This window comes from Hydrogenophaga soli (genome assembly GCF_054777695.1).
Genome location: NZ_BAAHAK010000003.1, coordinates 51,152 through 76,606, shown reverse-complemented (window position 1 = coordinate 76,606; position 25,455 = coordinate 51,152). Strand labels below are relative to the sequence as shown.

At 66.8% G+C, this 25,455-nt stretch carries 21 protein-coding genes; 17 read left to right on the top strand and 4 right to left on the bottom strand.

Annotation, left to right across the window (positions count from 1 at the left end; all coding sequences use genetic code 11):
- The first annotated feature begins 86 nt into the window (after positions 1-86).
- On the top strand, positions 87-1,040 hold the full coding sequence (locus ACYVB7_RS06180) for a DMT family transporter (RefSeq protein ID WP_460505814.1): 954 nt from the start codon (positions 87-89) through the stop codon (positions 1,038-1,040).
- Here the strand turns inward: ACYVB7_RS06180 and metG are convergent.
- A complete protein-coding gene (metG, locus tag ACYVB7_RS06175; RefSeq protein ID WP_460505812.1) occupies positions 1,034-3,175 on the bottom strand; it encodes a methionine--tRNA ligase in 2,142 nt (713 codons plus the stop codon). The two genes, ACYVB7_RS06180 and metG, sit on opposite strands and share 7 nt — an antisense overlap.
- A gap of 173 nt (positions 3,176-3,348) precedes the next feature.
- Between metG and ACYVB7_RS06170 the strand changes: the two genes are divergently transcribed.
- The gene (locus tag ACYVB7_RS06170; RefSeq protein WP_460505810.1) at positions 3,349-4,353 is read left to right on the top strand and encodes a GGDEF domain-containing protein; all 1,005 of its coding nucleotides are present in this window, start codon (positions 3,349-3,351) and stop codon (positions 4,351-4,353) included.
- 50 nt (positions 4,354-4,403) lie between these two features.
- Here ACYVB7_RS06170 and ACYVB7_RS06165 read toward each other — a convergent pair whose 3' ends face one another.
- Complete coding sequence (locus tag ACYVB7_RS06165; RefSeq protein WP_460505808.1) at positions 4,404-6,221, bottom strand: sigma 54-interacting transcriptional regulator; 1,818 nt, start codon at positions 6,219-6,221, stop codon at positions 4,404-4,406.
- 255 nt (positions 6,222-6,476) lie between these two features.
- Between ACYVB7_RS06165 and ACYVB7_RS06160 the strand changes: the two genes are divergently transcribed.
- The 8 genes from ACYVB7_RS06160 (at position 6,477) to ACYVB7_RS06125 (ending at position 14,968) form a co-directional block, all read left to right on the top strand.
- Positions 6,477-7,949, top strand: a complete 1,473-nt coding sequence (locus ACYVB7_RS06160; RefSeq protein WP_460505806.1) for a benzaldehyde dehydrogenase — start codon at positions 6,477-6,479, stop codon at positions 7,947-7,949.
- Positions 7,950-7,969: 20 nt separating this feature from the next.
- The gene (locus tag ACYVB7_RS06155; protein ID WP_460505805.1) at positions 7,970-9,109 is read left to right on the top strand and encodes an ABC transporter substrate-binding protein; all 1,140 of its coding nucleotides are present in this window, start codon (positions 7,970-7,972) and stop codon (positions 9,107-9,109) included.
- Positions 9,110-9,127: 18 nt separating this feature from the next.
- Positions 9,128-9,895, top strand: a complete 768-nt coding sequence (locus ACYVB7_RS06150) for a coniferyl-alcohol dehydrogenase (RefSeq protein ID WP_460505803.1) — start codon at positions 9,128-9,130, stop codon at positions 9,893-9,895.
- An 82-nt stretch (positions 9,896-9,977) separates the two neighbouring features.
- Positions 9,978-11,081 (top strand): Mrp/NBP35 family ATP-binding protein, encoded by a 1,104-nt coding sequence (gene apbC / locus ACYVB7_RS06145; protein WP_460505802.1) that lies wholly within the window; start codon positions 9,978-9,980, stop codon positions 11,079-11,081.
- A gap of 9 nt (positions 11,082-11,090) precedes the next feature.
- The gene (locus tag ACYVB7_RS06140) at positions 11,091-11,675 is read left to right on the top strand and encodes a DUF3305 domain-containing protein (RefSeq protein WP_460505801.1); all 585 of its coding nucleotides are present in this window, start codon (positions 11,091-11,093) and stop codon (positions 11,673-11,675) included.
- Positions 11,665-12,282, top strand: a complete 618-nt coding sequence (locus ACYVB7_RS06135) for a DUF3306 domain-containing protein (RefSeq protein WP_460505800.1) — start codon at positions 11,665-11,667, stop codon at positions 12,280-12,282. Before ACYVB7_RS06140 ends, ACYVB7_RS06135 begins: the two co-directional genes overlap by 11 nt.
- Positions 12,209-14,323: a 4Fe-4S binding protein gene (locus tag ACYVB7_RS06130; RefSeq protein WP_460505798.1), complete on the top strand. Its 2,115-nt coding sequence runs from the start codon at positions 12,209-12,211 to the stop codon at positions 14,321-14,323. Before ACYVB7_RS06135 ends, ACYVB7_RS06130 begins: the two co-directional genes overlap by 74 nt.
- A 24-nt stretch (positions 14,324-14,347) precedes the next feature.
- Positions 14,348-14,968 carry a TorD/DmsD family molecular chaperone gene (locus ACYVB7_RS06125; protein WP_460505797.1) on the top strand — a complete coding sequence of 207 codons (621 nt, stop codon included), beginning with the start codon at positions 14,348-14,350 and terminating at the stop codon, positions 14,966-14,968.
- Between the two features lie 49 nt (positions 14,969-15,017).
- On the opposite strand, the gene ACYVB7_RS06120 is transcribed toward ACYVB7_RS06125, so the two are convergent.
- Together ACYVB7_RS06120 and ACYVB7_RS06115 are read right to left on the bottom strand one after the other, a co-directional pair.
- Positions 15,018-17,036 carry a sensor histidine kinase gene (locus ACYVB7_RS06120; protein WP_460505796.1) on the bottom strand — a complete coding sequence of 673 codons (2,019 nt, stop codon included), beginning with the start codon at positions 17,034-17,036 and terminating at the stop codon, positions 15,018-15,020.
- A complete protein-coding gene (locus tag ACYVB7_RS06115) occupies positions 17,033-18,403 on the bottom strand; it encodes a sigma-54-dependent transcriptional regulator (RefSeq protein WP_460505795.1) in 1,371 nt (456 codons plus the stop codon). Before ACYVB7_RS06115 ends, ACYVB7_RS06120 begins: the two co-directional genes overlap by 4 nt.
- 371 nt (positions 18,404-18,774) lie before the next feature.
- On the opposite strand from ACYVB7_RS06115, the gene ACYVB7_RS06110 reads away from it, so the two are divergent.
- From ACYVB7_RS06110 to ACYVB7_RS06080, 7 genes are all read left to right on the top strand, one after another.
- Positions 18,775-18,996, top strand: coding sequence for a formate dehydrogenase (locus ACYVB7_RS06110; protein WP_460505794.1), 222 nt, complete (start codon positions 18,775-18,777; stop codon positions 18,994-18,996).
- Between the two features lie 22 nt (positions 18,997-19,018).
- Positions 19,019-21,979: a formate dehydrogenase subunit alpha gene (locus ACYVB7_RS06105; protein WP_460505793.1), complete on the top strand. Its 2,961-nt coding sequence runs from the start codon at positions 19,019-19,021 to the stop codon at positions 21,977-21,979.
- Between the two features lie 87 nt (positions 21,980-22,066).
- Positions 22,067-22,705: a formate dehydrogenase FDH3 subunit beta gene (gene fdh3B / locus ACYVB7_RS06100; protein ID WP_460505792.1), complete on the top strand. Its 639-nt coding sequence runs from the start codon at positions 22,067-22,069 to the stop codon at positions 22,703-22,705.
- Positions 22,702-22,974, top strand: coding sequence for a hypothetical protein (locus ACYVB7_RS06095; protein WP_460505790.1), 273 nt, complete (start codon positions 22,702-22,704; stop codon positions 22,972-22,974). Before fdh3B ends, ACYVB7_RS06095 begins: the two co-directional genes overlap by 4 nt.
- Before the next feature lie 13 nt (positions 22,975-22,987).
- Entirely contained in the window at positions 22,988-24,169 is a 1,182-nt protein-coding gene (locus ACYVB7_RS06090) for a formate dehydrogenase subunit gamma (RefSeq protein ID WP_460505788.1), read from the top strand.
- A gap of 31 nt (positions 24,170-24,200) precedes the next feature.
- Positions 24,201-24,524 (top strand): hypothetical protein, encoded by a 324-nt coding sequence (locus ACYVB7_RS06085; RefSeq protein WP_460505787.1) that lies wholly within the window; start codon positions 24,201-24,203, stop codon positions 24,522-24,524.
- Positions 24,525-24,526: 2 nt separating this feature from the next.
- Complete coding sequence (locus ACYVB7_RS06080) at positions 24,527-25,423, top strand: formate dehydrogenase accessory sulfurtransferase FdhD (protein WP_460505785.1); 897 nt, start codon at positions 24,527-24,529, stop codon at positions 25,421-25,423.
- The last annotated feature ends 32 nt before the right edge of the window (positions 25,424-25,455 follow it).

Below are 25,455 nucleotides of genomic sequence, written 5' to 3'. Positions count from 1 at the left end.
GCACATCTCCTGTTCAGGCGGGCAGTCTAGTGCGGCTGGGGTGGCGTTTTGACAATCCCCACCTTGTTTCACACGGAGAAAACCGCATGTCCCGCCCCGCTGCTCCCGCCACCTCGGCCCCCGCCCCCGTCTTTGCGGGGGACACCACCGCGCAGCTCATGTTGCTGCTGGTGGCCGCCATCTGGGGTGGCAGCTACGTGGCTGCCAAGGTGGCCACCCAGCAGTTGCCGGTGCTGGAGTTTCTGGTGCTGCGCTTTGGCCTGACCTTTCTGGTGCTGCTGCCCGCATTGCGGCCCTTGCTGCACCAGCCGGATTGGCGTGCGGTTGGCGGCGCTGCCGGTTTGGGGGGCGTGTTGTTGGCCATTTTTGTGGCGGAGACCTTTGGCGTGTCGCTGACCACGGCGGCCAAGGCGGCCTTCCTCATCAGCCTGTGCGTGGCCTTCACCCCGCTGTGCGAATGGGTGCTGTTGGGGAAGCGGCCTGCCGCCGCGGTGTGGGGGGCGGCAGGCGTGTGCTGCGTGGGGGCCGGGTTGCTGGCCTTTCAGCACGGCGGTGGCGGTGACTGGGCCTGGGGCGACGCCTTGATGGTGCTGGCCGCCTTGCTGCGGGGCGTGATGGTGTGCCTGACGCGGCGGCATGGTCAACGCCACCCGCTTCCCGCCCTCACGCTCACCGCCGTGCAGATGGGGGCGATGACCTTGGGCACCCTGGCCCTGCTGGTGGTGCAGCAGGGGTGGACCTTCCACCCTGTGCCCGTGCAGCCCGCGTTCTGGGGTGGCATGGCCTACCTGGTGTTGCTGTGCACGGTGTTTGCGTTTTTTGCCCAGAACCACGCGGTGGTGCGTACGCCGCCCAGCCAGGTGGCGCTGCTGATGGGCAGCGAACCGCTGTTTGGTGCGCTGCTGGCGGTGGTGTGGCTGGGTGAGTCGCTCACGCCCCAAGGCTGGTTGGGTGGGGTGTTGATGGTGGTGGCGTCGTGGTGGGTGACCCGGGTCCCCCGGGTCCAACCCACGCCCAGCGGTGCCGTGCCCGCTCAGTGAATGCGCATGCCCGGCGTGGCACCGGGCCAGGGTTGCAGCACAAAGATGCCGGGGGTCTGCCCTTCATCGGCGTGGCTGGCGGCCAGCACCATGCCTTCGGACAGGCCGAACTTCATCTTGCGCGGGGCCAGGTTGGCCACCACCACGGTCAGCAGGCCCGCCAGTTGTTCGGGCTGGTACATGCTGGCAATGCCGCTGAACACGTTGCGGGTCTTGGGCTGACCGGCTTCGTCCTTCTCACCCACGTCCAGCGTCAGGCGCAGCAGCTTGGTGCTGCCTTCCACCGCTTCGCAGGCCAGAATTTTGGCAATGCGCAGGTCCACCTTGGCAAAGTCGTCGATGGAAATGGTGGGGGCCAGCGCTTCACCGCCAGGGGCGTTGGGATCAGCCGCGGGGGCGGCCGCGGCTTTCGCGGGCTTCTTGGTGTTGTTTGCTTCTGTTTTGGTAGCTTCTTGCGCTTGATTTGCAAGCGCTGGAGGCTCAAAAAGTGCTTCAAGTTGCTTGGGGTCCACGCGCTGCATCAGGTGCTGGTAGGGGTTGATGCGGGCCACGTCGGCGGCCACCGCGCCCCACGTGCCCAGGTCGGCCCCGGTCAGCTCGGCCACGCGGGTGGCCAGCGAGGGCAGCACGGGGGCCAGGTAACGCGCCAGCAGGGTGAAGGCGTTGACCAGCACCGAGCACACCTGGTGCAGGCGTTCGCTTTGTGCAGGGTCCTTGGCCAGGTCCCAGGGTTTGTGCTGGTCCACGTAGGCGTTGACGCGGTCGGCCAGCGCCATGATGTCGCGCATGGCCTTGCCGTACTCGCGGCCTTCGTAGAGCGTGGCCACGGTGTCGGCTGCCGAGCGGATGTCGGCCAGCAGCGCGGCACCTTGCTCGTCGGCGGCGGTGGACAGCACGCCGTCAAAACGCTTGGTGAGGAAGCCCGCCGAGCGGCTGACGATGTTGACGAACTTGCCCACCAGGTCGCTGTTGACGCGCAGCATGAAGTCGTCCTGGTTGAAGTCGACGTCTTCGTTCTTGTTGCTCAGCTTGGCGGCCAGGTAGTAGCGCAGCCACTCGGGGTTCATGCCCAGTTTGAGGTACTTGAGCGGGTCCAGGCCGGTGCCCCGGCTCTTGCTCATCTTCTCGCCATTGTTGATGGTCAGGAAACCGTGCACAAACACCGCGTTGGGCACCTTGCGACCGCTGAAGTGCAGCATGGCGGGCCAGAACAGGGTGTGGAAGGTGATGATGTCCTTGCCAATGAAGTGATATTGCTCGGTGGCCGGGTCGGCCATGAAGGCTTCGTAATCCTTGCCTTGCTTGCCGAACAGGTTTTTCAGCGAGGCCAGGTAGCCGATGGGCGCGTCCAGCCACACATAAAAGTACTTGCCCGGCGCGTCGGGAATCTCGATGCCGAAGTAGGGCGCGTCGCGGCTGATGTCCCAGTCGCCCATCTTGGGCTTGCCGTCGTCGCCGGGGGCGATCCACTCGGTGATCTTGTTCAGCACCTCGGGCTGCACGGCACCGCTGGTGGTCCAGGTCTTCAGGAAATCCAGGCAGCGCGGGTCCGACAGCTTGAAGAAGAAGTGGTCCGAGTGTTTCAGCACCGGTGTGGCCCCGGACAGGGCGGAGTAGGGGTTCTTCAGCTCGGTGGGCGCGTAGACGGCGCCGCAGACCTCGCAGTTGTCGCCGTACTGGTCCTTGGCGCCGCACTTGGGGCACTCGCCCTTGATGAAGCGGTCGGGCAGGAACATGGCCTTGTCGGGGTCGAAGAACTGCTCGATGGTGCGGGTCTCGATCAGGCCGTTGGCCTTCAGGTCCTTGTAGACGGCCTGGGCCAGCTCGTGGTTCTCGGGGCCGTCGGTGCTGTGCCAGTTGTCGAAACTGATGTGGAAACCGTCCAGGTAGGGCTTGCGGCCCGCGGCGATGTTGGCCACGAACTGCTGCGGCGTGACGCCCGCCTTTTCGGCGGCGATCATGATGGGCGCACCGTGTGCGTCGTCGGCGCAGACGAAGTTGACCTCGTGCCCGCGCATGCGCTGGAACCGCACCCAGATGTCGGCCTGGATGTACTCCATGATGTGGCCGATGTGGAAATGGCCGTTGGCATACGGCAGGGCGGTGGTGACGAACAGGCGGCGTGGGGTGCTCATGGTGCAGATGCAGGCTGGAAAGCCAGGCATTTTAGGGATTGGCTCGCGTCTTGCTGTGGTCTGGCGGTCACAGATGGGTGAATCCCTGAATTGGTGCGCGTTGGAGCCCGTGATACGCTGGTGTCACTTCAACAATGACAAAAATGAAAGCGCTGACCCACAGTTTGGCCACCATGACAGGCCTGCGAGACCGGGATGCCTTGGAACAGGCCCTGGTCAAGCTGGCTTTTCAGTGCTTGCCAGGCCAGATTCAACACGTGGTCCTGTACCGGGTGGTGGCCGAAGGGCTGGTCAACCGCTGCATGCCGGTGCTCAGCCAATCCGTCACCGACGAACACGCCACGCTGATGGACCCGCACCCGCTGTGGTCCAGCCTGCCGCTGCTGGCGTCGCGCCCGCTGCTGCAACAGGCGGTGGTGACCGGACACATCCAGACCGAGGGCTCGGGGCCGTTCACCACGGTGTTTGCGCTGTCGGGCCTGTCGTCGGTGCTGATGGAGGTGCAGTCGGCCCAGGCGTTGGAGCCTGCCAACAGCGAGGTGCTCCATGGCCTGTTCCGTTTCTACGGCAACGTGGTGTCGCTGCTGGACTACGGCGAGAAAGACACCCTCACCGAGCTGCTCAACCGCAAGACCTTCGACCTGGCCTTCATCAAGGCCGCCGCGGGGTTGGGGGCTGTGCAGTCGCCCACCCTGAACCCCGAGCGGCGGCAGGCGGCGGCCCAGCGTGGGGCCTGGTTGGCGGTGCTGGACATCGACCATTTCAAACGCGTCAACGACAACTACGGCCACCTGATCGGTGACGAGGTGCTGCTGCTGGTGGCCCGCCTCATGCGCTCGTGTTTTCGCTACAGCGACCAGCTGTACCGCTTTGGTGGCGAAGAGTTCGTGATGCTCATGCGCTGCGACAACGAGCCCGACGCCCTGCGCGTGCTGGAGCGGTTGCGCACCACCATCCAGGGCTACCGGTTTCCGCAGGTGGGCACCATCACCGCCAGCATCGGGGTGTCCAAGGTCTACCCCAACGACATCCCCAGCGAGGCCTTTGGCCGCGCCGACGAGGCGGTGTACTACGCCAAATCCCATGGCCGCAACCAGGTGTGCAGCTACCAGGATCTGGTGGCCCGCGGCGAGCTGATCGAACAGGTCAAGGAAGGCATGGACGTGGACCTGTTTTGAGCCTCTGGCGCTTTCAAATCAAGCGTAAGCAGCTATCAAAACAGTAGTGTTCATTGGCGCGGCGTGTGTTGCAGCCGGTACGCCAGTTGTGCACGCGTCAGCCCCAGGCGCCGGGCGGCGGCCGAGAGGTTGCCGTTTTCGGCCTCTACCGCCTCGTTCAGCAGGCGTTGCTCCAGGGCGTGCAAGGACACGCTGGGCGGGCCGGACGCCGTGGCGTCGCCCGGCAGGGCGCGGTGCAGCAGGTCCAGCAGGCCGGGGGCTCGGGTCGGGTCGGTGGTGGTGGCCGTGGTCAGCAGGCCTTGGCCGCCAATGGCCAGCAGGGCTTCGTCGTTGAGCTGCTCGCGGCGGAACATGTGGGCCACGTCGATGGCCGAGCCTTCCTCCGCCGAAATCACGCCCCGTTCGATCAGGTTTTGCAGCTCGCGGATGTTGCCCGGAAACGGGTAGTGCAGCAGCGCCCGCACCGCCCGCTGGGTGAAGCCGCTGGCCGTGCGCCCGTGGCGCAGGGCCTCGCTGCGCAGGAAGTGGTTCATCAGCAGCGGGATGTCGTCGCGCCGCTCGCGCAACGGCGGCAGGTGGATGGGGTAGACGTTGAGGCGGTAGTACAGGTCCTCCCGAAAACGCCCGGCCTTCACCTCGGCCTGCAGGTCCACGTTGGTGGCGGCCACCACGCGCACGTCCACCCGCAGGGTCTTGGTGCCGCCCACGCGCTCCACCTCACCTTCTTGCAGGGCCCGCAGCAGCTTGCCCTGGCTGACCAGGCTCAGGGTGCCGATTTCGTCGAGGAACAGCGTGCCGCCATGCGCCCGCTCGAACCGCCCTGGGCGTGACTGGCTGGCCCCGGTGAAGGCCCCCCGTTCCACCCCGAACAACTCGGATTCGATCAGCGTCTCAGGAATGGCCGCGCAGTTCACGGCCACAAACGGTTGCGCCGCCCGGCGGCTGATGTGGTGCAGGCGCTGGGCAAACGCCTCCTTGCCCACGCCCGATTCACCGGTGAACAGCACCGTGGCCTGGGTGGTGGCCACGCGGGCCAGCTGGTGGCACGCGGCGTTGAAGGCGGACGACGCCCCCACCAGCTCGTGTTTGTCCGCCGGTTTGGAGGGCGTGGCGGCGGCGGGCAGGGGCAGCGATGTGGAGGCTGCGGGTGCCTCGTTCAGGCGGCGGAAGTCTTTGGCCTGGAGGTAGCGCAGGTCCTCGCTCACGTCGCCCCAGGCGGCGGCGTGTTTGCCCACCACCCGGCACACGCTGGCCCCCATGGAGCGGCACTCCAGCTCCCGAAACACCACCAGCTGTCCGAACAGGCTGGTCACGTACCCGGTGGCATAACCCACTTGCGACCAGCACGCCGGTTCGGTGCCCAGGCCGTAGGCGGCAATGTGTTCATCGTCCTCGCTGGAGTGCTCCCACAGGAACTCGCCGTGGTAGGTGCCTTTGTCGATGTCGAAATCAAAGTCCACCGGCGTGACCTTCACCACCCCTTCCAGCGAATGCAGGCGGGTGCCGGCCATGAACACGGCGGCGGCATCGCGCTCGGGCCAGCGCTCGCGCACCAGTTGCGCATCGCGTGCGCCCGAGACGTAACCCGCCCGCGTCAGCAAGCCCCGGGCGCGGTCCAGGCCCAGGGTGTCGATGAGTTCACGCCGCAGGTGCCCCATGGCCGAGCTGTGCAGCAGCAGCATGCGCTGGTCGTTGAGCCAGATGCGCCCGTCACCCGGCGAGAAGAACAGCGATTCCGTCAGGTCGGCCAGCGTGGGGGCCTGGCCCCGGTCGAAGTGGGCAATGTCCCCCCGGCGCAGCATGGTGCCCGTTTGGCGGGCCACTTCGGCCAGCGAAATGCGGCCTGACTTCTTGGTGGGGGAGTTCATCAAATGGTGAAAAGGCGGGGGCGGGGTGGCCTGATTGTTTGATGCAGAGGTGAAATGCCCGCGCTGGGGATAACCCTGTGCTGCATCGCAACACCGCTGCCTGGGGAAAACCCCCGTTTTGGCGGGTGTTTCGCAGGGCGCGGGTTGGGGTGAAGAGGCGCGGCAGGGACGTGGTGGCGCGGGGTTGGCACATGCGTTGCGAAACAACGCGCCGTTCGCCAACCCGTTGCTCACTTTTTGTTCAGGAGACAAGCCATGAGTGCATCCCCCGCCAGCCCCTTGATCGACCCCCAGGTGTTCCACCACAAGGTCTACACCACCGCCGGTTGGGTGGCCACCGCCGCCACGCTGGACGTGGTGGACAAGGCCAGCGGCCAGATCCTGTGCACCGTGGGCCAGGCCAGCGCCGCCGAGGTGGCCCAGGCCGCCCGCGACGCCGCCGCCGCCCAAGCCGCCTGGGCGGCCCGCCCGCCGCGTGAGCGTGCCGACATCCTGCGGGCCGCGGGCGACGCCCTCAAGGCCGAGTTCGACGCCATTGCGGTGCACATCGCCCGCGAAACCGGCGGCATCATGCCCAAGGCCCAGCTGGAGGTGAACGAGGCGGCCACGCTGTGTTACCTGGCCTCGGGGCAGGTGCTGGAGTCGGCGGGTGTCATCCTGCCCAGCACGCCCGGGCGCATGAACCTGGCCCGCCGTGTGCCCATGGGGGTGGTGGGCGTCATTTCGCCCTTCAACTTCCCGCTCATCCTGTCCATGCGCTCGGTGGCCCCGGCGCTGGCGGTGGGCAATGCCGTGGTGTTGAAGCCCGATCCGCAAACCCCCATCACCGGTGGCCTGCTGATCGCCCGCGCCTTTGAAAAGGCTGGCCTGCCCAAGGGCCTGCTGCATGTGCTGCCCGGCGGCCCCGAGGCCGGGCAGGCGCTGGTCAACGCCCCCGAGGTGCGCATGGTGCAGTTCACCGGCTCCACCGCCGTGGGGCGACTGATCGGCGAGGCCTGTGGCCGTTTGCTCAAGAAGGTGTCGCTGGAGCTGGGCGGCAAGAGCCCGCTCATCGTGCTGGACGATGCCGACCCCGACCTGGCCGCCAGCAACATCGCCTTCGGGGCCTGGCTGCACCAGGGGCAGATTTGCATGGCCTCGGGCCGCATCCTGCTGCACGAGAAGATTGCCCCCGCCGTCATCGAACGCCTGGTGGCCAAGGCCACCCACCTGCCGGTGGGCGACCCCACGGGACAGGTGGCCATCGGGCCCATGATCAACGCCAAACAGGTGGCGCGTGCCCAGGCCATCGTGGACGACAGCGTGCGCGCCGGGGCCAAGCTGGAAGCCGGGGGCACCCACGACGGCCTGTTCTTCAAGCCCACCGTGCTCTCGGGCGTCAAGCCCGGCATGCGCGCCTTCGAGGAGGAGGTGTTCGGCCCCGTGGCCAACATCACCACCTTCAGCACCGACGACGAGGCCGTGGCCCTGGCCAACCAGACCGAGTACGGCCTGTCCTCCGCCGTGATTTCGCCCGACATGGGCCGCGCCATGGCCGTGGGCGACCGCATCAAGGCCGGCATGCTGCACATCAACGACCAGACCGTGGCCGACGAGTGCATCAACCCCTTTGGCGGCACCGGCTGCTCGGGCAACGGCAGCCGCATTGGCGGCCCGGCCAACCTGGAGGACTTCACGCAGTGGCAGTGGGTCACCATCAAGGCGCGTGCGCCCCAGTACCCGTTCTGAACCCGATGGGAGACGTGCACATGAAACATTCACTTCAACGCGTGTGTGTGGCTGTGGGCCTGGCCTTGGGGCTGGGCGTGGCGCAGGCCGACATCAACATCGGCGTCAACCTGTCGCTGACGGGGCCGCTGTCCTCGCTGGGCCTGCCGCAAAAGGCCTCGCTGGCCCTGTGGCCCGACCAGATCGCGGGCGAAAAACTCCAGCTGGTGGTGCTGGACGATGGCTCCGACCCGGTGGGCGCCACCCGCAACGCCCGCCGCCTGCTGACCGAAAGCAAGGTGGACCTGCTGCTGGGCCCCTCGGGCGTGCCCGAAGGCATGGCGGTGGCCCAGGTGGCCACCGAGGCCAAAACCGTTCAACTGGCCTTTGCCCCGCTGCCCCTCAAGGGCGGGGTCGACAGCTGGACCTACGCACTGGCCCAGCCGGTGCCGCTGATGGCCGACACCCTGGTGCGCCGCATGGGGGCCGACAAGGTCAAACGCGTGGCCTTCCTGGGCTGGAACGAGGGGTATGGCGAGATGTGGCTGGGCGCCTTTGGGGCCGCTGCCAAGGCCTCCGGGCTGGAGGTGGTGGCCACCGAGCGGTTTGCGCCCACCGACACCGCCATCACCGCCCAGGCGGTGCGCGTGGCGGCGGCCAAGCCCGATGCGGTGCTGATCGTGGCCGCCGGGTCGGCCGGGGCCATGCCGCAGATCAACCTGCGCGAACGGGGTTGGAGCGGCCCCATCTACCAGACCCACGGCGCGGCCTCGCCCGACCTGCTGCGGGTGGGCGGCAAGGCCATGAACGGCACCGTGCTGCCCGCCGGTCCCATGCTGGTGGCCGAGCAACTGGCGGGCACCAGCCCCATCAAGGCCCCGGCGCTGGCGTATGTGGGGGCCTACGAGGCCAAACACGGCGCACTGTCGCGCACGCAGTTTGGCGCCCACGCCTACGACGCCCTGCTGGTGCTGCAACGCATCGTGCCGCTGGCCCTGAAAAAGGCCAAACCCGGCACCCCGGTCTTCCGCGCCGCGCTGCGTGAGGCGCTGGAGAGCGAGAAAGAGCTGGCCGTGTCTCACGGCGTTTTGAACTACACGCGCGACGACCACAACGGCTTCGACCCCCGCGGCGCGGTGATGCTGCGCGTGGCCGATGGCCGCTTCGAGCTGCTGCCCTGAACCCCCAAGGAGATCCCCATGCAATTGCAAGGCAAAACCATCGTCATCACGGGCGTGAGCTCGGGCATCGGGGCCGAAACGGCCCGCTACCTCCGCCTGAACGGGGCCCGCGTGGTGGGCGTGGACCGCAACGACCCATCCATCACGCTGGACGGCTTCGTCAAGGCCGACCTGTCGGAGCAGAGCACCATTGACGCGGCGTTCAAACAACTGCCCGAGCGCTTCGATGCGCTGTGCAACATCGCCGGGGTGCCCGGCACCGCCCCGGTGGACCTGGTGGCCCGCGTCAACTACCTGGGCCTGCGCCACCTGTGCGCCCGGGCGCTGGAGCGCCTGCCCGAGGGCGGGGCCATCGTCAACATCTCGTCCATCCTGGGGACGGAGTGGCCGCAGCGGCTGGACGTGCACAAGGCGCTGGGCCAAACCCCGTCGTTCGAAGCCGGGCTGGCCTGGCTGGCCAAACACCCGGTGGTGCAGGAGACCTGCTACCAGTACTTCAAGGAGGCGCTGATCGTCTGGACCGTGACCCAGTCGCAGGCGTGGTTCCTGAAGCACGGGGTGCGCATGAACTGCGTGGCCCCCGGCCCGGTGTTCACCCCCATCCTGGGCGACTTTGTGCAAATGCTGGGTCAGGACCGGGTGCAGGCCGACGCCCACCGCATGAAACGCCCGGCCCTGGCCGACGAGGTGGCCCCGGTGGTGGCCTTTTTGTGCGCCGACGAGTCGCGGTGGGTCAGCGGCATCAACCTGCCGGTGGATGGCGGACTGGCGTCCACCTACCTCTGAGCGGACGCAAAACCACTGCATGCTTCAAGGGCACGTGAGGGCGGGTGGGGGTTCAGTGGCGTGCCGGGCTAGACTTTGGGGCATGACCATCGAACCCCAGACGCTCCTGTCCGCCCTTCAAGCCGCCCTTCAGACGGTGATTGACCCCAACACCGGCAAAGACTTCGTCACCACCAAAGCCCTGAAAAACCTGCAGGTGCAGGACGGCGACGTGTCGTTCGACGTGGAGTTGGGCTACCCCGCCGCCAGCCAGATCCCGGGCTTTCGTCAGGCGCTGATTGCCGCCGCCCGCAGCGTGCCGGGCGTGGGCAACGTGTCGGTCCAGATCAGCTCCAAGATCATTGCCCACCAGGTGCAGCGGGGCGTGAACCTGCTGCCCAACGTCAAGAACATCGTGGCCGTGGCCTCGGGCAAGGGGGGGGTGGGCAAAAGCACCACCACCGTCAACCTGGCGCTGGCGCTGGCCGCCGAAGGGGCCCGCGTGGGCATTCTGGATGCCGACATCTACGGCCCCAGCCAACCCATGATGATGGGCATCGAAGGCCGCCCCGAAAGCCTGGACGGCCAGACCATGGAGCCGCTGGAAAACTACGGCCTTCAGGTCATGTCCATCGGCTTCCTGGTGGACAAGGACGAGGCCATGATCTGGCGTGGCCCCATGGCCACCCAGGCGCTGGACCAACTGCTGCGCCAGACCAACTGGAAAGACCTGGACTACCTGCTGGTGGACATGCCCCCCGGCACGGGCGACATCCAGCTCACCCTGAGCCAGAAGGTGCCGCTCACGGGCTCGGTCATCGTCACCACGCCGCAGGACATTGCCCTGCTGGACGCCCGCAAGGGCATCAAGATGTTCGAGAAGGTGGGCGTGCCCATCCTCGGCATCGTGGAAAACATGGCCGTGTACTGCTGCCCCAACTGCGGCCACACCGAACACATCTTTGGTGCCGATGGTGGCAAGCGCATGGCGGCCGAATTCGGCATGGACCACCTGGGTGCGCTGCCGCTGAACATGCAGATTCGGGTGCAGGCCGACTCGGGCAAACCCACGGTGGTGGTCGATCCTGACGGCGAAATCGCCCACATCTACAAGGCGGTGGCGCGGCAGGTGGCCATCAAGATCGCGCAGCGGGCCAAGGACTTTTCGTCCAAGTTCCCCAGCATCAAGATTTCCAAAGAGACCTGAAGGCAGGCCATGGCCGACGTTCCGGTCCTTCCTGTGCAGGTGCAGTTCCGCCGCGAGCGGGTGCCCGGCCCCATGGCGCGCTGGCAGCCCTGGCGCTGGGTGCTGGTGGGCGTGTGGCCGCACGCCCCCGGGTTGCCCCACTCGGCGTGTGTGGAGCGGCACGACGACGGCGCGCTGTGGATGCACACCGGGCGCGAAGTGGCGCTGCACCGCGACGATGCCGAAGGCCTGTTCCTCAACCTGAGCACCGACCAGCCCTGCTGGTGGGTGATGTGGCGGCTGGAGGATCTGCCCGGCGAGCCTGAGCCCGTGGCCGTGCCGCTGGAGGTCACCCTCAGCTACCACGACGCCGGTCGCTGGCTGGACGCCCAGGAGCAGGTGGACCGCGTGGATGCCCCGCCCGACGTGGTGGCCTGGCTGCGCGACTTCACCGACACCCACTACCGCCCCGAGCCCAAGCGACGCCAGCGGCCCCAGAGCTTCCAGTCGTTGACGGATCGCTTTGGCAACCCGGTCAGCATTTCCACCGATGCGTCAGGCCGACGCAAAGGGGGCCGTGGCCAAGGCGGCGAGGGGGATGGTCATGGCGGCTGAAGACGGTTTTTTCAGCCGGTGGTCGCGGCGCAAGGCCGAGTCCCGGCCACCCGCGGCTCCGGTGGTGCCTGCGGTGGCCGTGTCCGCGCCGCCGCCAGTGGCGCAGGCCGAGGCCACCCCGGCTCCGCTAGAGCTGCTAGAGCCGCCGCCCACCCTCGCCACGGCCACTCCAACGCCCGACCTGCCCACCCTGGCCGACGTGGCGGCGTTGACCCCCGAAGCCGACTTTTCCCGCTTTGTGGCCCGTGGCGTGTCCACACAGGTCCGCAATGCCGCGATGAAGAAGCTGTTTGCCGATCCGCGCTTCAACGTCATGGACGGCTTGGACATCTACATCGACGACTACTCCATTCCCAGCCCCATCGAACCCGAGGTGGTGGCGGAGATGCTGTCCTCGCCCTTCTTCGATCACACCCGCCTGTCGAACCCGCCGGCCCCCACGGCTGAAGCGCCTGCCATGCCCGCCGCCGACCTCCCTGGCGAGACGGCGCTGGCCGAGCCGTCCCCTCCGCCCGAACCCACGACCACGCCCCATGACCACGCTGATCTGCTCCTGCAACCAGACCCTGCCGCTGGACCCCCAGGCCCTGGGCCGGGTGCTGGATGAGCCGCTGACGGTTCACCACGCCCTGTGCCGTCGCGACGCGCCTGCGTTCCAGAAAGCCGCCTGTCGCCCCGACGCGTTGGTGGTGGCCTGCACCCAGGAGCAGCGCCTGTTCACCGAACTGGCCGAGCAGACCGAAGGGGCGGTTCCGCTGGACGTGCGGCCCATTCGCTTCGTGAACCTGCGTGAAACCGCAGGCTGGGGCCGACAAGGGCGGGCCGCCACCCCCAAGATGGCCGCGCTGCTGGCCGCTGCACGTTTGCCCGATCCCGAACCGGTGCCCACCGTGACGTTTGCCAGCCAGGGGCGTCTGCTGGTCATCGGCCCGCTGGAACGCGCCGAGGCCCTGGCCCGCCAGGTGGCCGATGTGCTGGACGTGACCCTGCTGGCCACGGGCGGCGCAGGGCAACAGGCCCGACCCTGGCCGGTGTTGGCCGGGCGGGTGCAGTCGCTCACTGGCTGGCTGGGGGCGTTCACCCTGGTGCGCGAAACCACCAACCCCATTGACCTGGACCTGTGCACCCGCTGCAACGCCTGTGTGGCGGCCTGCCCCGAAGGGGCCATCGGGTTGGACTACCAGATCGACCTGTCCCGTTGTGACAACCACCGGGCCTGTGTGCAGCGCTGCGAGGTGGCGGGGGCCATCCATTTCGGACGGGCGGCACAGCAGCCGGAAGACCGGTTCGACCTGGTGCTGGACCTTCGCGACAGCCCCGCGTTCAGCCAGCACCAACCGCCCCAGGGGTACTGGCACCTGCCTGCAAACGCCGACGTGTCCCGCACCCTGTCCACCGTGGTGGCGCTGCGCGACGCGGTGGGCGAGTTCGAAAAACCCCGATTCTTCCAATACAAGGCCGCGCTGTGCGCCCATGGCCGCAATGCGCAGTTGGGTTGCAATGCCTGCGTGGAGCTGTGCTCGGCGTCGGCCATCACCAGCCAGTTGCGGCAGCAGCGCATCGAGGTCAACCCCCACCTGTGCGTGGGGTGTGGCACCTGCACCACCGTGTGCCCCACGGGGGCGCTGACCTACGCCTACCCCCGGGTGCCGGACCAGGGGGTGCGCATCAAAACCCTGCTGTCAACCCATGCCCGCGCCGGTGGGCGCGACGCGGTGTTGTTGATTCACCAGCAAGAGGCCGGGGCCGCGTTGCTGCAAGACCTGGGCCGTGCCGCCTCGCTCGACCCTGCGGTGCACGGGGTGCCTGCCCGTGTGATTCCCTTCGCGGTGTGGCACGCCGCCTCGCTGGGCTTGGACGCCTGGCTGGCTGCCCTGGCCCAAGGCGCGTCGCAGGTCTGGGTGCTGATGACCGGGGCCGAGGCCCCCCAATACCGCGAGGCCTTGCGCCAACAGATGGCCGTTGCCCAGGCGCTGATGACCGGCTTGGGCTACTCGGGCGAGCACTTGCGCCTGCTGGAGGTGAGGGATGCCCGTGACCTGGCCGAGCTGGACGCAGCCCTTCAGGCCCCACCGGCGCAGACGGTGGCACGCCCCGCGGGCTTCGGCTGGCAAGCCGACAAACGGGCCACCCTGGAGCTGGCGCTGGATGCCTTGCAGCAACAAGCCCCGGTGCTGCAGGCGCAGACCCCACCCGACGCCGTGCCCTTGCCCGCCGTGGCCCCGTGGGGCGCGGTGGCGGTGGAGGCGTCACGCTGCACCCTGTGCATGGCCTGTGTGAGCGCCTGCCCGGCGTCGGCCCTGCAAGACAACCGCGAGTCGCCACAGCTGCGTTTCATCGAGAAAAACTGCGTGCAGTGCGGCCTGTGCGTCAAGACCTGCCCCGAGCAGGCCCTGAGCTTGCAGCCGCGCCTGTGGCTGAACGAGGCCCGCTCGCGCGCCCGGGTGTTGCACGAGGCACAGCCCTACCGCTGCGTTCGCTGCCAAAAGCCCTTTGGCACCCTGCAAGGCATCGAAGCCATGCTGGGCCGCCTGGCCGGGCACGCCATGTTCCAGGGGGAGGCGCTGGAGCGGCTGAAAATGTGCGGCGATTGCCGTGTGGTGGACCTGTATTCGTCCTCCGGCGAAGTGCGCATCACCGACCTTTGATTCCTTTTTCCCCGTCCATCCGCCATGACCGATCTGAACCTGCATGCCCAAGCCGCCCTGGACGAGGAGGTGGCCCGCGCCGAGTTGTACGGTTTGCTGTCGCACCTGTATTACGCCCCGCCCGACACCGAGCTGATGGCCCAGCTCCAGGTGGCGGTGACCGAGACCCCCGTGCCCGGTGGTTTTCTGCAGGAGCCTTGGCAACAGCTGGTGGGCGTGGCCCGCACGCTGGATGCGGCGGCCGTGGCCGACGAGTTTGACGCCTTGTTCGGCGGTGTGGGCAAGCCCGAGGTGGCCCCCTATGCGTCACACCACCTGGCGGGCTTCCTGAACGAGAAGCCCCTGGCCGCGCTTCGGGCGGACCTGGATCGCCTGGGCCTGACCCGCGACGAGCAGATGCCCGAAACCGAAGACCACGTGGCCTATGTGTTCGAGGTCATGCGCTACCTCATCGCGGGCGACGACGTGGCGGTGGCCAACCTCACCGAGCAACGCCGGTTTTTCACGACCCATGTGCAAACCTGGGTGCCTGCCTTGTGCGAGGAGGTGGGCGCCCACCCGCGGGCGCGCTTTTACGCCGCGCTGGCGGTGCTGACGCAGGCCTTTGTCAGCGTCGAGGCCCAGGGCTTCGATATGCTGGCCTGAGTTTTGAATAAAAATTTGCCTCTACCGCTTTATTTGATTGAATTGTTTGCTATTGATTTGTTGAATCTGGCAGGCAGATGGTGAACACCGCGCCCGGGCCGTCGATGTGGTTGGCGGCGCGGATGTCGCCGCCGTAACGTTCCACCAGCCCCAGGCTGATCCACAACCCCAGGCCGTTGCCGTCACGCCGTGTGGTGAAGAAGGGTTGGAACAGCCGCTGCTGCACCTCGGGGCTCAGGCCGGGGCCGCTGTCGTGCACTTCAATGCAGGTGCCCTCGGGCGTGTCGTGGGTGGCCAGGGTCAGCGTTCCGCCCTGGGGCATGGCACCGATGGCGTTGATCAGCAGGTTGATGACCACCTGCTGAAGCTCCTGCCGGTTGCACGCCACCCGGTGTCGGGCCTCCAACCGCTGCACCACCGCAATGCGCGTCTGGGCCAGCCGGTGGTTGACCAGCACCAGGCAGGCACGCACCGTGTCGTTGACGTCCAGCGGCTCGACGTACCCCGCGTATTCCTCCGGACGGGCGTGTTGCAGCAGCTGTTGCACGATCAGCCGCATGCGCTCGATCTGTTCGTCCAGCAACCGCATTTCGGCCAGCACGGGTGCGGCTGCGGGCCCCAGGGTGTCGCGCATCAAGTCCAGGTTGCCCTGCATGACGGCGATGGGGTTGTTGATTTCATGCGCCACGCTGGCCGCCAACTGGCCCATGACGGCCAGCTTTTCGCTCTTGACCAGTTGCTGCTGCGTGCGTTGCAGCGAGGCGTTGCTGGCGGCCAGCTCGGCCGTGCGTTCGGCCACGCGCTGGTCCAGCTCCTGGCCCCAGCGTTGCAGGGCATCGGTTTTTTCCGCCATGCGGTCGAGCAATTGGTCCAGGTGGCTGGCCAGGGCCCCCAGTTCGTCCTGCGCGGCCAGCGGGCCCACGCGGGCGGCGTCGTTGCCGTCCTGCACGCGCTGCATGGTGCGGTTCATGCGCTCCACGGGGCGGAAGATGCTGCGTGCCCAGCGAAGCGAGAAGCGGGCGGCGAACGCCATGGTGATCAGAAAGATCAAGGCCATCAGCCCCAGCAACGCCAGTCGCACCCAGCGAAAGGGCTGTTCCAGGAAGCCCACGTACAGCATGCCGATGCGCTGGTCGTCGGCGTCGAGCAGCGGCTCGTAGGCGCTGACATACCAGTCGTTGACCACAAAGGCGCGGTCCAGCCAGGTGCGCCCCTCGTCCAGCACCGCCTGGCGCACGGCTTGCGACACCCGGGTGCCGATGGCGCGCTGGTCCTGAAACAGCCGGACGTTGGTGGTGATGCGCACGTCGTCCAGGAACAGCGTGGCCGTGCCCTGGCTGCCAAACGGCAGTGAACCTTCGGGGTAGACGAGGTGGTTGATGTGGTCCACAAAGTCCAGGTTCTGGTTGAGCAGCACCCCGCCCGCCAGCAGGCCCACGGGGCGGTCTTGCCCATCGTGAACCAGTCGCACCGCCACGGCCACCATGGCCCGGTTCTCGCGCTCCCGGTCGCTGTGGGCGGCATTGGGCGTGGGCAGCAGCGGGATGGCGAGGCGGTGCATCAGCTCGGGTGCCAGTTGCTGCAGGTCCGCCGGGGCCAGCACTTTCAGTTGCGCCCGTTCGGGTTTGGCGTCGTCACGCAGCGCACTCAGCACGGCCACAGGCAGCTGCTGGGCGGGATCGGGGGCTGGCCCTCCCAGGGGCTGCCAGCGCAGGAAGTCCAGCCCCAGCCGCTCGCGCTCGGTGTGCAGCAGGGCTTGCACCGCGTCCGGCACCGGTGTGTGGTCCAGCAGCTGGTGCAGCCGGTGTGATTCGGCCACCGCCCGGGTGCCTGCGCCCACGTTGCCCAGCACCTGATCGAAATGGCCGCGGGCCACCGCCAGGTCGCTGCGGACCTTGGTGATCAGCAGGCGGTCATAGGTGACCGACCCCCACAGGCTGAGCGCCAGCACCAACAAGGGAAACACCACCACCAGCGGCCCCAGCGCCATGGCCAGCAGCTTGTGGCGCACCGAGCGTTCCAGCCAGTGGCGCATGGCCCCCCTGGGGCGATGGGGAGGGGGCGTCATGCCTGGCTCCAGTCGGCCACCCGCCGCTCCAGCGTGCGGCGCGAGACGCCCAGCAAGCGGGCCGCCTGGGTCTTGTCGCCGCCCACAGACTCCAGCACCGACAGGATGTGCTGCTTTTCCAGGGTGGCCAGGTCGGTGGTGGCGGGAAGTGCCTTGGGGCTGCCCGAGCCGGGGTACAGCGCCGACACGTTGAGCGAACCGAGGATGAGTGAACGTTCCACCAGGTTGCGCAGTTCGCGGCAGTTGCCGGGCCAGTCGTATTGGCTGAGGTACGCGGCCTCCGCGTCAGACAGTAGCAAAGGCGGTTGCCCCAGCCGCGGGGCCAACTGCTGCACAAAGTGGTTGAACAGCGGGGCGAGGTCTTCCTTGTGGTCGCGCAGCGGGGGCAGGCGAAGGTCCACCACCTGCAGGCGGTAGTACAGGTCCGCACGAAAACGCCCCTGGGCCACCGCCTGATCCAGCGAGCGGTTGGTGGCCGCGATCAGCCGCACGTTGACCGGCACGCGCTGCACACCGCCCACGGGGCGGAACGTCAGTTCTTCGATGGTGCGCAGCAGCGTGGCCTGCACGGTCAACGGCAGTTCGGCCACTTCGTCGAGGAACAGCGTGCCGCCTTGGGCGTAGTAGAACAGGCCGTTGCGGGCGGGTTCCATGCCGCGGCTTGCATGCTGGTGTGCATGCCCGAACAGCTCCATCTCCATCAGCTCGGGCGACAGCGCCGCACAGTTGAGCGGCACGAAGGGCCCCTCCCGGCGCGGGCTGCGGGCATGCAGTTCACGGGCCACCAGCTCCTTGCCGGTGCCCGACTCGCCCTGGATCAGTACGGTGCTGTCCACCTGGGCCACGCGATCGATGGCGTCGCGCAGCTGCTGCATGCAGGCCGATTGGCCGACCAGCGCACTGTGCTGGGACTGTGCTTCGTGCAGCCCGCGGCGCAGCACGTAGTTCTCGCGGCGCAGGTGGCTGCGCTCCACGCATTTCTTGACCGCATTGAGGATTTGCGGCACGCGGAATGGCTTGAGGATGAAGTCGGATGCGCCAGCCCGCAAGGCCTCGATGGCGGTGTCCAGGTCGGCAAACGCGGTGATCAGGATCACCTCGGCCGAACAACCCTGCGCACGCAGTTCCTTGAGCCAGGTCACCCCGTCCCGGCCGGGCAAGGAGATGTCGAGGATGACCAGGTCCACATGGTGGCTGCTCAACCACTCCATGCCTTCTTCGGCGCTGCCCGCACTCATCACGAAATGGCATCTCGGGGCCAGGGTTTTGACCAGGAAATTTCGCATGCCCTGCTCGTCGTCCACGATGAGGATGGACCAATCGGGCCAGCCTTCGGCCAATTTTTCGGGGAAGAGGGGGGTGTTCATGCCGATATTCAGCTGAGTAAATTACTTGGGTATTGGGGTTGGCGAGTCAGTGGAAACCCCAGGAGGTCGTTTGCAATGGTGCCGCAAGGGGGTGCGACAAATTGTCGCGACACGTGGGCGGGTTGTCGGTGTCGATGTGGCAACGCTTGCTCGAACATTGGCACAAGCGTGCATACGTCGGTGGTGTGGTCTGGTCTGAAATTTGCTTGGGACAACGCCTGGGGGCATCTCATTGGCCAACACAAGGGGCACTGCTTGGCGCTTGAGCCGCAGGCAACGGGTGAGGGCGATCTTCAGGCCCTTGTGAGTGGGTGGGGTTGGCGCGTAGATTCGGGGGTGATGCCGTTCATTGCGTCCTCAGGAGACTCCACATGACCCAACCCGTCCAGACCGCTGCGCCCACCGTGCAGCGACGTCGTTTTTTTGCCGGTGCCGGCGCTGTCGGTGCGCTCGCCGCCGTGGCCACCATCGGGTCACGCCCCTCTGCCCCTGAAACCCAGGCGGTGGTGGAGCCTTTGCCTCTTCCGGAGCGGGGCGGTGGCTACGCACTGACCGAACGGGTCAAGAAGTACTACGAAACCACCCGGGTTTGAGCCCCGGCCAGAGGAGACACGCATGTTGTTGACCAAAAAGTCTTCGGGCACCGCGCGCGCGGGTGCCTCAGCGATGGTGCATCACCTGGGCCGTGGCCTGGCCAATGCCCTGCCCACCATGGATCGGCGGGGGTTTCTGCGCCGTTCCGGCCTGGGCGTGGGGGTGGGCCTGGCCGCCACGCAGCTGTCGTTGGTGAAAAAGGCCCAGGCCTCCAACGCCGGTGCGGCGGTTGGCAAGGGCAAGGTGGAAGTCAAACGCACGGTGTGCACCCACTGCTCGGTGGGCTGCGCGACCGATGCGATTGTGGAAAACGGCGTCTGGGTGCGGCAGGAGGCGGTGTTCGATTCGCCCATCAACCTCGGTGCCCATTGCGCCAAGGGGGCGGCCTTGCGTGAGCATGGCCATGGCGAGTACCGCCTGCGCTACCCCATGAAGCTGGTCAATGGCAAGTACCAGCGCATCAGCTGGGACCAGGCGCTGGACGAAATCACCGCCAAGATGAAGACCCTGCGCGAGGCCAGCGGCCCGGACAGCGTGTACTTCATCGGCTCGTCCAAGCACAGCAACGAGCAGTCTTACCTGCTGCGCAAGTTCGTGAGCTTCTGGGGCACCAACAACTGCGACCACCAGGCCCGCATTTGTCACTCCACCACGGTGGCCGGTGTGGCCAACACCTGGGGTTACGGGGCCATGACCAACTCGTACAACGACATGCAAAACAGCAAGGTCGCTCTGTACATTGGCTCCAACGCGGCCGAGGCGCACCCCGTCTCCATGCTGCACATGCTGCATGCCAAGGAGCACGGCTGCAAGATGATCGTGGTGGACCCACGCTTCACCCGCACCGCCGCCAAGGCCGACGAGTACGTGCGCATCCGGTCCGGCACCGACATTCCCTTCCTGTTCGGTCTGCTGCACCACATCTTCAAGAACGGTTGGGAAGACAAAAAGTACATCAACGACCGCGTGTACGGCATGGAGAAGGTGCGTGCCGACGTGCTGGAAAAGTGGACACCGGACAAGGTTGAAGAGGTCTGTGGCGTCAAGGAAGAGCAGATGATCAAGGTGGCCAAGATGCTGGCCGACCATCGCCCCGGCACCATCGTGTGGTGCATGGGCCAGACGCAGCACAGCATTGGCAACGCCATGGTCCGCGCGTCGTGCATCCTGCAACTGGCACTGGGCAACATCGGCAAGACCGGTGGCGGGACCAACATCTTCCGCGGCCACGACAACGTGCAAGGCGCCACCGATGTGGGGCCCAACCCCGACTCGCTGCCGGGTTACTACGGCTTGGCCGCGGGGTCTTGGAAGCACTTTGCCGCCACTTGGGGGGTGGAGTACGACTGGATCAAGGCCCAGTACGCCCCCGGCATGATGGAAAAACCCGGCATCACCGTGTCTCGCTGGATCGACGGCGTGCTGGAGAAAAACGAGCTGGTCGACCAGGACAGCAACCTGCGCGGGGTGTTCTACTGGGGCCACGCCCCCAACTCGCAGATGCGCGGGCTGGAGATGAAACGCGCCATGGACAAGCTGGACCTGCTGGTGGTGGTGGACCCCTACCCGTCGGCCACCGCGGCCATGGCGGCCATGCCCGGCAAGGCCGAAGACCTCAACCCCAACCGGGCGGTGTACCTGTTGCCTGCGGCCACGCAGTTCGAAACCAGCGGGTCCTGCACGGCATCCAACCGCTCGGTCCAATGGCGCGAAAAGGTCATCGAGCCGCTGTGGGAGAGCCGCTCCGACCACATGATCATGTACCAGTTCGCCGAAAAACTGGGGTTTGGCAAGGAACTGGTCAAGAACTACCAGATGCAGAAGGTCAAGGGCCAGGACGAGCCGGTGGTGGAAGACATCCTGCGCGAGATCAACCGCAGCGTCTGGACCATTGGCTACACCGGCCACAGCCCTGAACGCCTCAAGGCCCACATGCGCAACATGCACGCCTTTGACGTGAAGACGCTCAAGTGCAAGGGCACCGTGGTGGACAAGGAAACCGGCTACGACATGACCGGGGACTACTTCGGCCTGCCCTGGCCCTGCTACGGCACGCCGGAACTCAAGCACCCGGGTTCGCCCAACCTGTACGACACCAGCAAACACGTGATGGAGGGCGGGGGCAACTTCCGCGCCAACTTCGGCGTGGAACGCGAGGGGGTGAGCTTGCTGGCGGAAGACGGTTCCCACTCTGCAGGGGCTGACATCACCACCGGCTACCCCGAGCTGGACCATGTGCTGCTGAAGAAGCTGGGCTGGTGGGACGAGCTGACCGATGCCGAGAAGGCCAAGGCCGAAGGCAAGAACTGGAAGACCGACGCCAGCGGCGGCATGATCCGCGTGTTCATGAAGAACCACGGCTGCCACCCCTTCGGCAACGCCAAGGCGCGGGCGGTGGTCTGGAACTTCCCCGACGCCATTCCCCAACACCGCGAGCCCATTTTTGGCACGCGGCCCGACATGGTTGAAAAGTACCCCAGCCATGACGACCAAAAGAACCGCTGGCGCTTGCCCATTCTGTACAAGTCGCTACAGAAAAAGAACGTCGAAGACAAGCTGTACGAGAAGTTCCCGCTCATCATGACCTCGGGCCGTCTGGTCGAGTACGAAGGCGGTGGCGAGGAAACCCGCTCCAACCCCTGGTTGGCCGAGCTTCAGCAGGAGATGTTTGTCGAGGTCAACCCGGCCACCGCGGCGGCACGCGGCTTCCGCAATGGCGACCGGGTGTGGGTGGTGTCGCCCACCGGGGCGCGCATCAACGTGCAAGCACTGGTGACCGAACGTGTGGGGCCGGACACGGTGTTCCTGCCGTTCCACTTCTCGGGCCGTTGGCAAGGGCAGGACCTGAAGGACCACTACCCCGAAGGCGCGATGCCCGTGGTGCGTGGTGAGGCGGTCAACACCGCCACCGCATATGGTTACGACATCGTGACCATGATGCAGGAAACCAAGACTCAGATCTGCAACATCGAGAAGGCGTAAAGAATGAACCCCCACGCTCACATTCATTCGCTGCCCCCCGAGGGGGCGCAAGCGTCCTTTGAGGCGGCTCGGCAGGAGGCTTGAACCATGGCACGCATGAAATTCATTTGCGATGCAGAGCGCTGCATCGAGTGCAACGGCTGCGTCACCGCTTGCAAAAACGAACACGAGGTGCCCTGGGGCGTCAACCGCCGCCGGGTGGTGACCCTCAACGACGGCCTGCCGGGCGAAAAATCCCTGTCGGTGGCCTGCATGCACTGCTCCGACGCGCCCTGCATGGCCGTCTGCCCCGTCAACTGCTTCTACCGCACCGACGAAGGCGTGGTGCTGCACGACAAGGACGTGTGCATTGGCTGCGGGTATTGCAGCTACGCCTGTCCGTTTGGCGCCCCCCAGTTCCCGGGCCAAGGCACCTTTGGGGTGCGCGGCAAGATGGACAAGTGCACCTTCTGTGCCGGGGGACCTGAGGCCAACGGCAGCGAGGCCGAGTTCGAGAAGTACGGCCGCAACCGCCTGGCCGAGGGCAAGCTGCCCGCCTGTGCCGAAATGTGCTCCACCAAGGCCCTGCTGGCGGGTGACGGCGACGTGGTGGCCGACATCCTGCGTGCCCGCGTGGTGCAGCGTGGCAAGGGGGCCGAGGTCTGGGGTTGGGGCACGGCCTATGGTTCGCAGACCGCAGGCAAGCCTGGCGCTGCCACGCCTGCCAAGGAGGGCAAAGCATCATGACCGTCCGCAACACTTCCTCATCCAAGGTTCGGCTGGGCGGCGTGGCCGTGCTGGCAACCCTGTGCCTGGCGCTGGCGGCCTGTGGCGAAGCCCCTCAGGTTCAAGGGCGGCGCTCGGCTGCTGGGCAAGATGCTTCCCCTGCAACGGGGACCGAGTCCACGGTCTTCAAGCAGGGCAGTTGGGCTGCGGGTGATTCCAACGCCTGGACCCAGCAGCTCAAGGCCCGTGCCCAGTACGGCATGAGCGACTACCAGCGCGTGACCAACTGAACGGAGGTTCCCCATGAGCCCACGTTTCACCCCCTGGCTGCTGGCCGCGTCGCTGGCGGTTGCGCTGGCCGCGCCGATGGCCCTGGCGCAGGGCAGCAGCCCGGCACCGGCCCCGAGTGCCACCAACGGTGTGCAAAGCGCCAACATCTTCGAGGTCAAACCCGAGGCCAGCGAGCAGCCGGGTTATGCCACGCAGACCAACGGCGAGCGCGCCAAGGTCCAACCCGGCAACAACGCGCCCATGTGGCGCCAAGTCGGGTCTGGGGTCACCGGCTACAGCAGCTTGCCGCTGACGCAGGCGCCCGAGGCCGGCAACCTCATCCAGGCCACCGTGGATTACCCCGGCCTGCGCCCCACCAATGCCGGCGAGGCTTGGCGGCAGGTGCGCAACCAGTGGATCCTGCCCTATGGCGGGTCGCTGCTGCTCATCACGCTGCTGGCGCTGGGCATTTTCTACAAGACCAAAGGCGTGCTGGGCGGGCATGTGCCTGACACGGGCCGCAAGATCGAGCGCTTCACCCCGTTCGAGCGGGTGGCCCATTGGGCCAACGCCGCGGCGTTCTTGATGCTGGGCCTGTCGGGCATCGTCATGGCCTTTGGCAAGTTCTTCGTCCTGCCGGTGATCGGGGGCACGTTGTTCGGCTGGCTGACCTACGTCCTCAAGAACGTGCACAACTTCATGGGGCCGCTGTTTGCGGTGTCGCTGATCATCGTCATCGTCACGTTCGTCAAGGACAACATCGCCAACAAGGCCGACTTTGTCTGGTTGTCCAAGGCCGGTGGCATGTTGGGCGACCACGAAATCCCGTCGCACCGCTTCAACGCGGGCGAAAAGGGCATGTTCTGGTGGGGCGTTTGCTTCCCCGGCCTGGTGGTGGTGGGCTCCGGCCTGGTGCTGGACAAGCTGGTGCCTGGGTTCGGCCTGCTGCGGGGCGACATGCAGGTGGCGCACATGATCCACGCCGTGGCGGCGCTGGTGATGCTGACGCTGCTGATCGGCCACATCTACATGGGCACGGTGGGCGTCAAGGGGGCGTACGGTGCCATGAAGACCGGCTATGTCGACGAAGGCTGGGCCAAGGAACACCACGAGCTGTGGTACGACGACATCAAGGCGGGCAAGATCCCGGCGCAGCGCAGTGGCGGTGCGGCGCCCCAGGCACCGCAGTCCCCGGCGTCTGCCGCTTCGGCCTGAAGGCCCAACCCTTTTTTCAGGTGAACCTGCGATGAAACTCCCGATCACCCTCGTGTCGCTGGCCCTGGTCAGCGGTGTTGCCTGGGCCAAGCTGCCCGCCCCGTCCGACGAAGCCAAGGCCAAGGCCGCCGAGGCCGCTGCCAAGGCGGCCCATGGCAGCAAGGTCGAGGCCTATCTGAGCTGCAAGGCCCAGGACCGGGCCGTGGCGCATTACTTCAAGACCGCCAAGAAGGATTCCAAGTCGGCACCGTCCATGCCCGCGTGTGCCGATCCGGGGCCTTTCGTTCCCCCTGTGCCTGCGGCGGCCTCCGCGCCCACAGCCCCGGCTGCGAAAGAACCGGCCAAGAAGTCCTGAGCATGCCTGCTGAACACCTGAAGCTGGTGCCGAGTGGCCCCACGCTGACCCACGCCCGTGCGCCGCTGACGCGCACCGTCCAGGTGGTCAACGAGTGGGGGGACATCAGCTCGCTGTCCATTCCGGCAGAGCGGGCGCTGACGGTGTACGTGGACAAGCGCGAGCTGGTCACGCTGATGACATTGGGGGGCCAGCCCGAGTGGCTGGTGCTGGGCTACCTGCGCAACCAGCGGCTGGTGCAGTCGGTGAACGACATCGAGTCCATCACGGTGGATTGGGAGGTGGGTGCCGCCGCCGTCCGCACCCGCCATGGCATCGACGACATCGAAGCCCGCACCGCCAGCCGGGTGGTCACCACCGGCTGCGGCCAGGGCAGCGTGTTTGGCAGTCTGATGGAATCGGTGGATGGCATCCGCCTGCCCGACCAGGCCCAGGTCCGGCAGAGTCAATTGCAGGCCATCGTCAACACCATCCGGCTGCAGGACAGCGTGTACAAGGAGGCCGGCTCGGTGCACGGCTGTTCACTCTTTCGCGGGCACGAGCAGCTGCTGTTCGTCGAGGACGTGGGGCGGCACAACGCCGTGGACGCCATTGCCGGTTGGATGTGGTTGCAGGATGCCGCCACCCAGCGCGGGGACGACAAGGTGTTCTACACCACCGGCCGCCTGACCAGCGAGATGGTCATCAAGGCCGCGCAGATGGGCATTGCCGTGGTGGTGTCGCGCAGCGGCATCACGCAAATGGGCTTGGAGGTGGCCCAGCGCGTGGGCTTGTGCGCCATTGGACGGGCCACACACCGGCGTTTTCTGTGCTTTTCGCACCCCGAGCGGCTCATTTACGACGCCGTTCCCACCCGCCCCGACACGGGGGCCGACGCATCGGTACGGTCGGTGGCCTGAGTGCGCTCTCAGGGTTTCTCCCAGCCCCTACA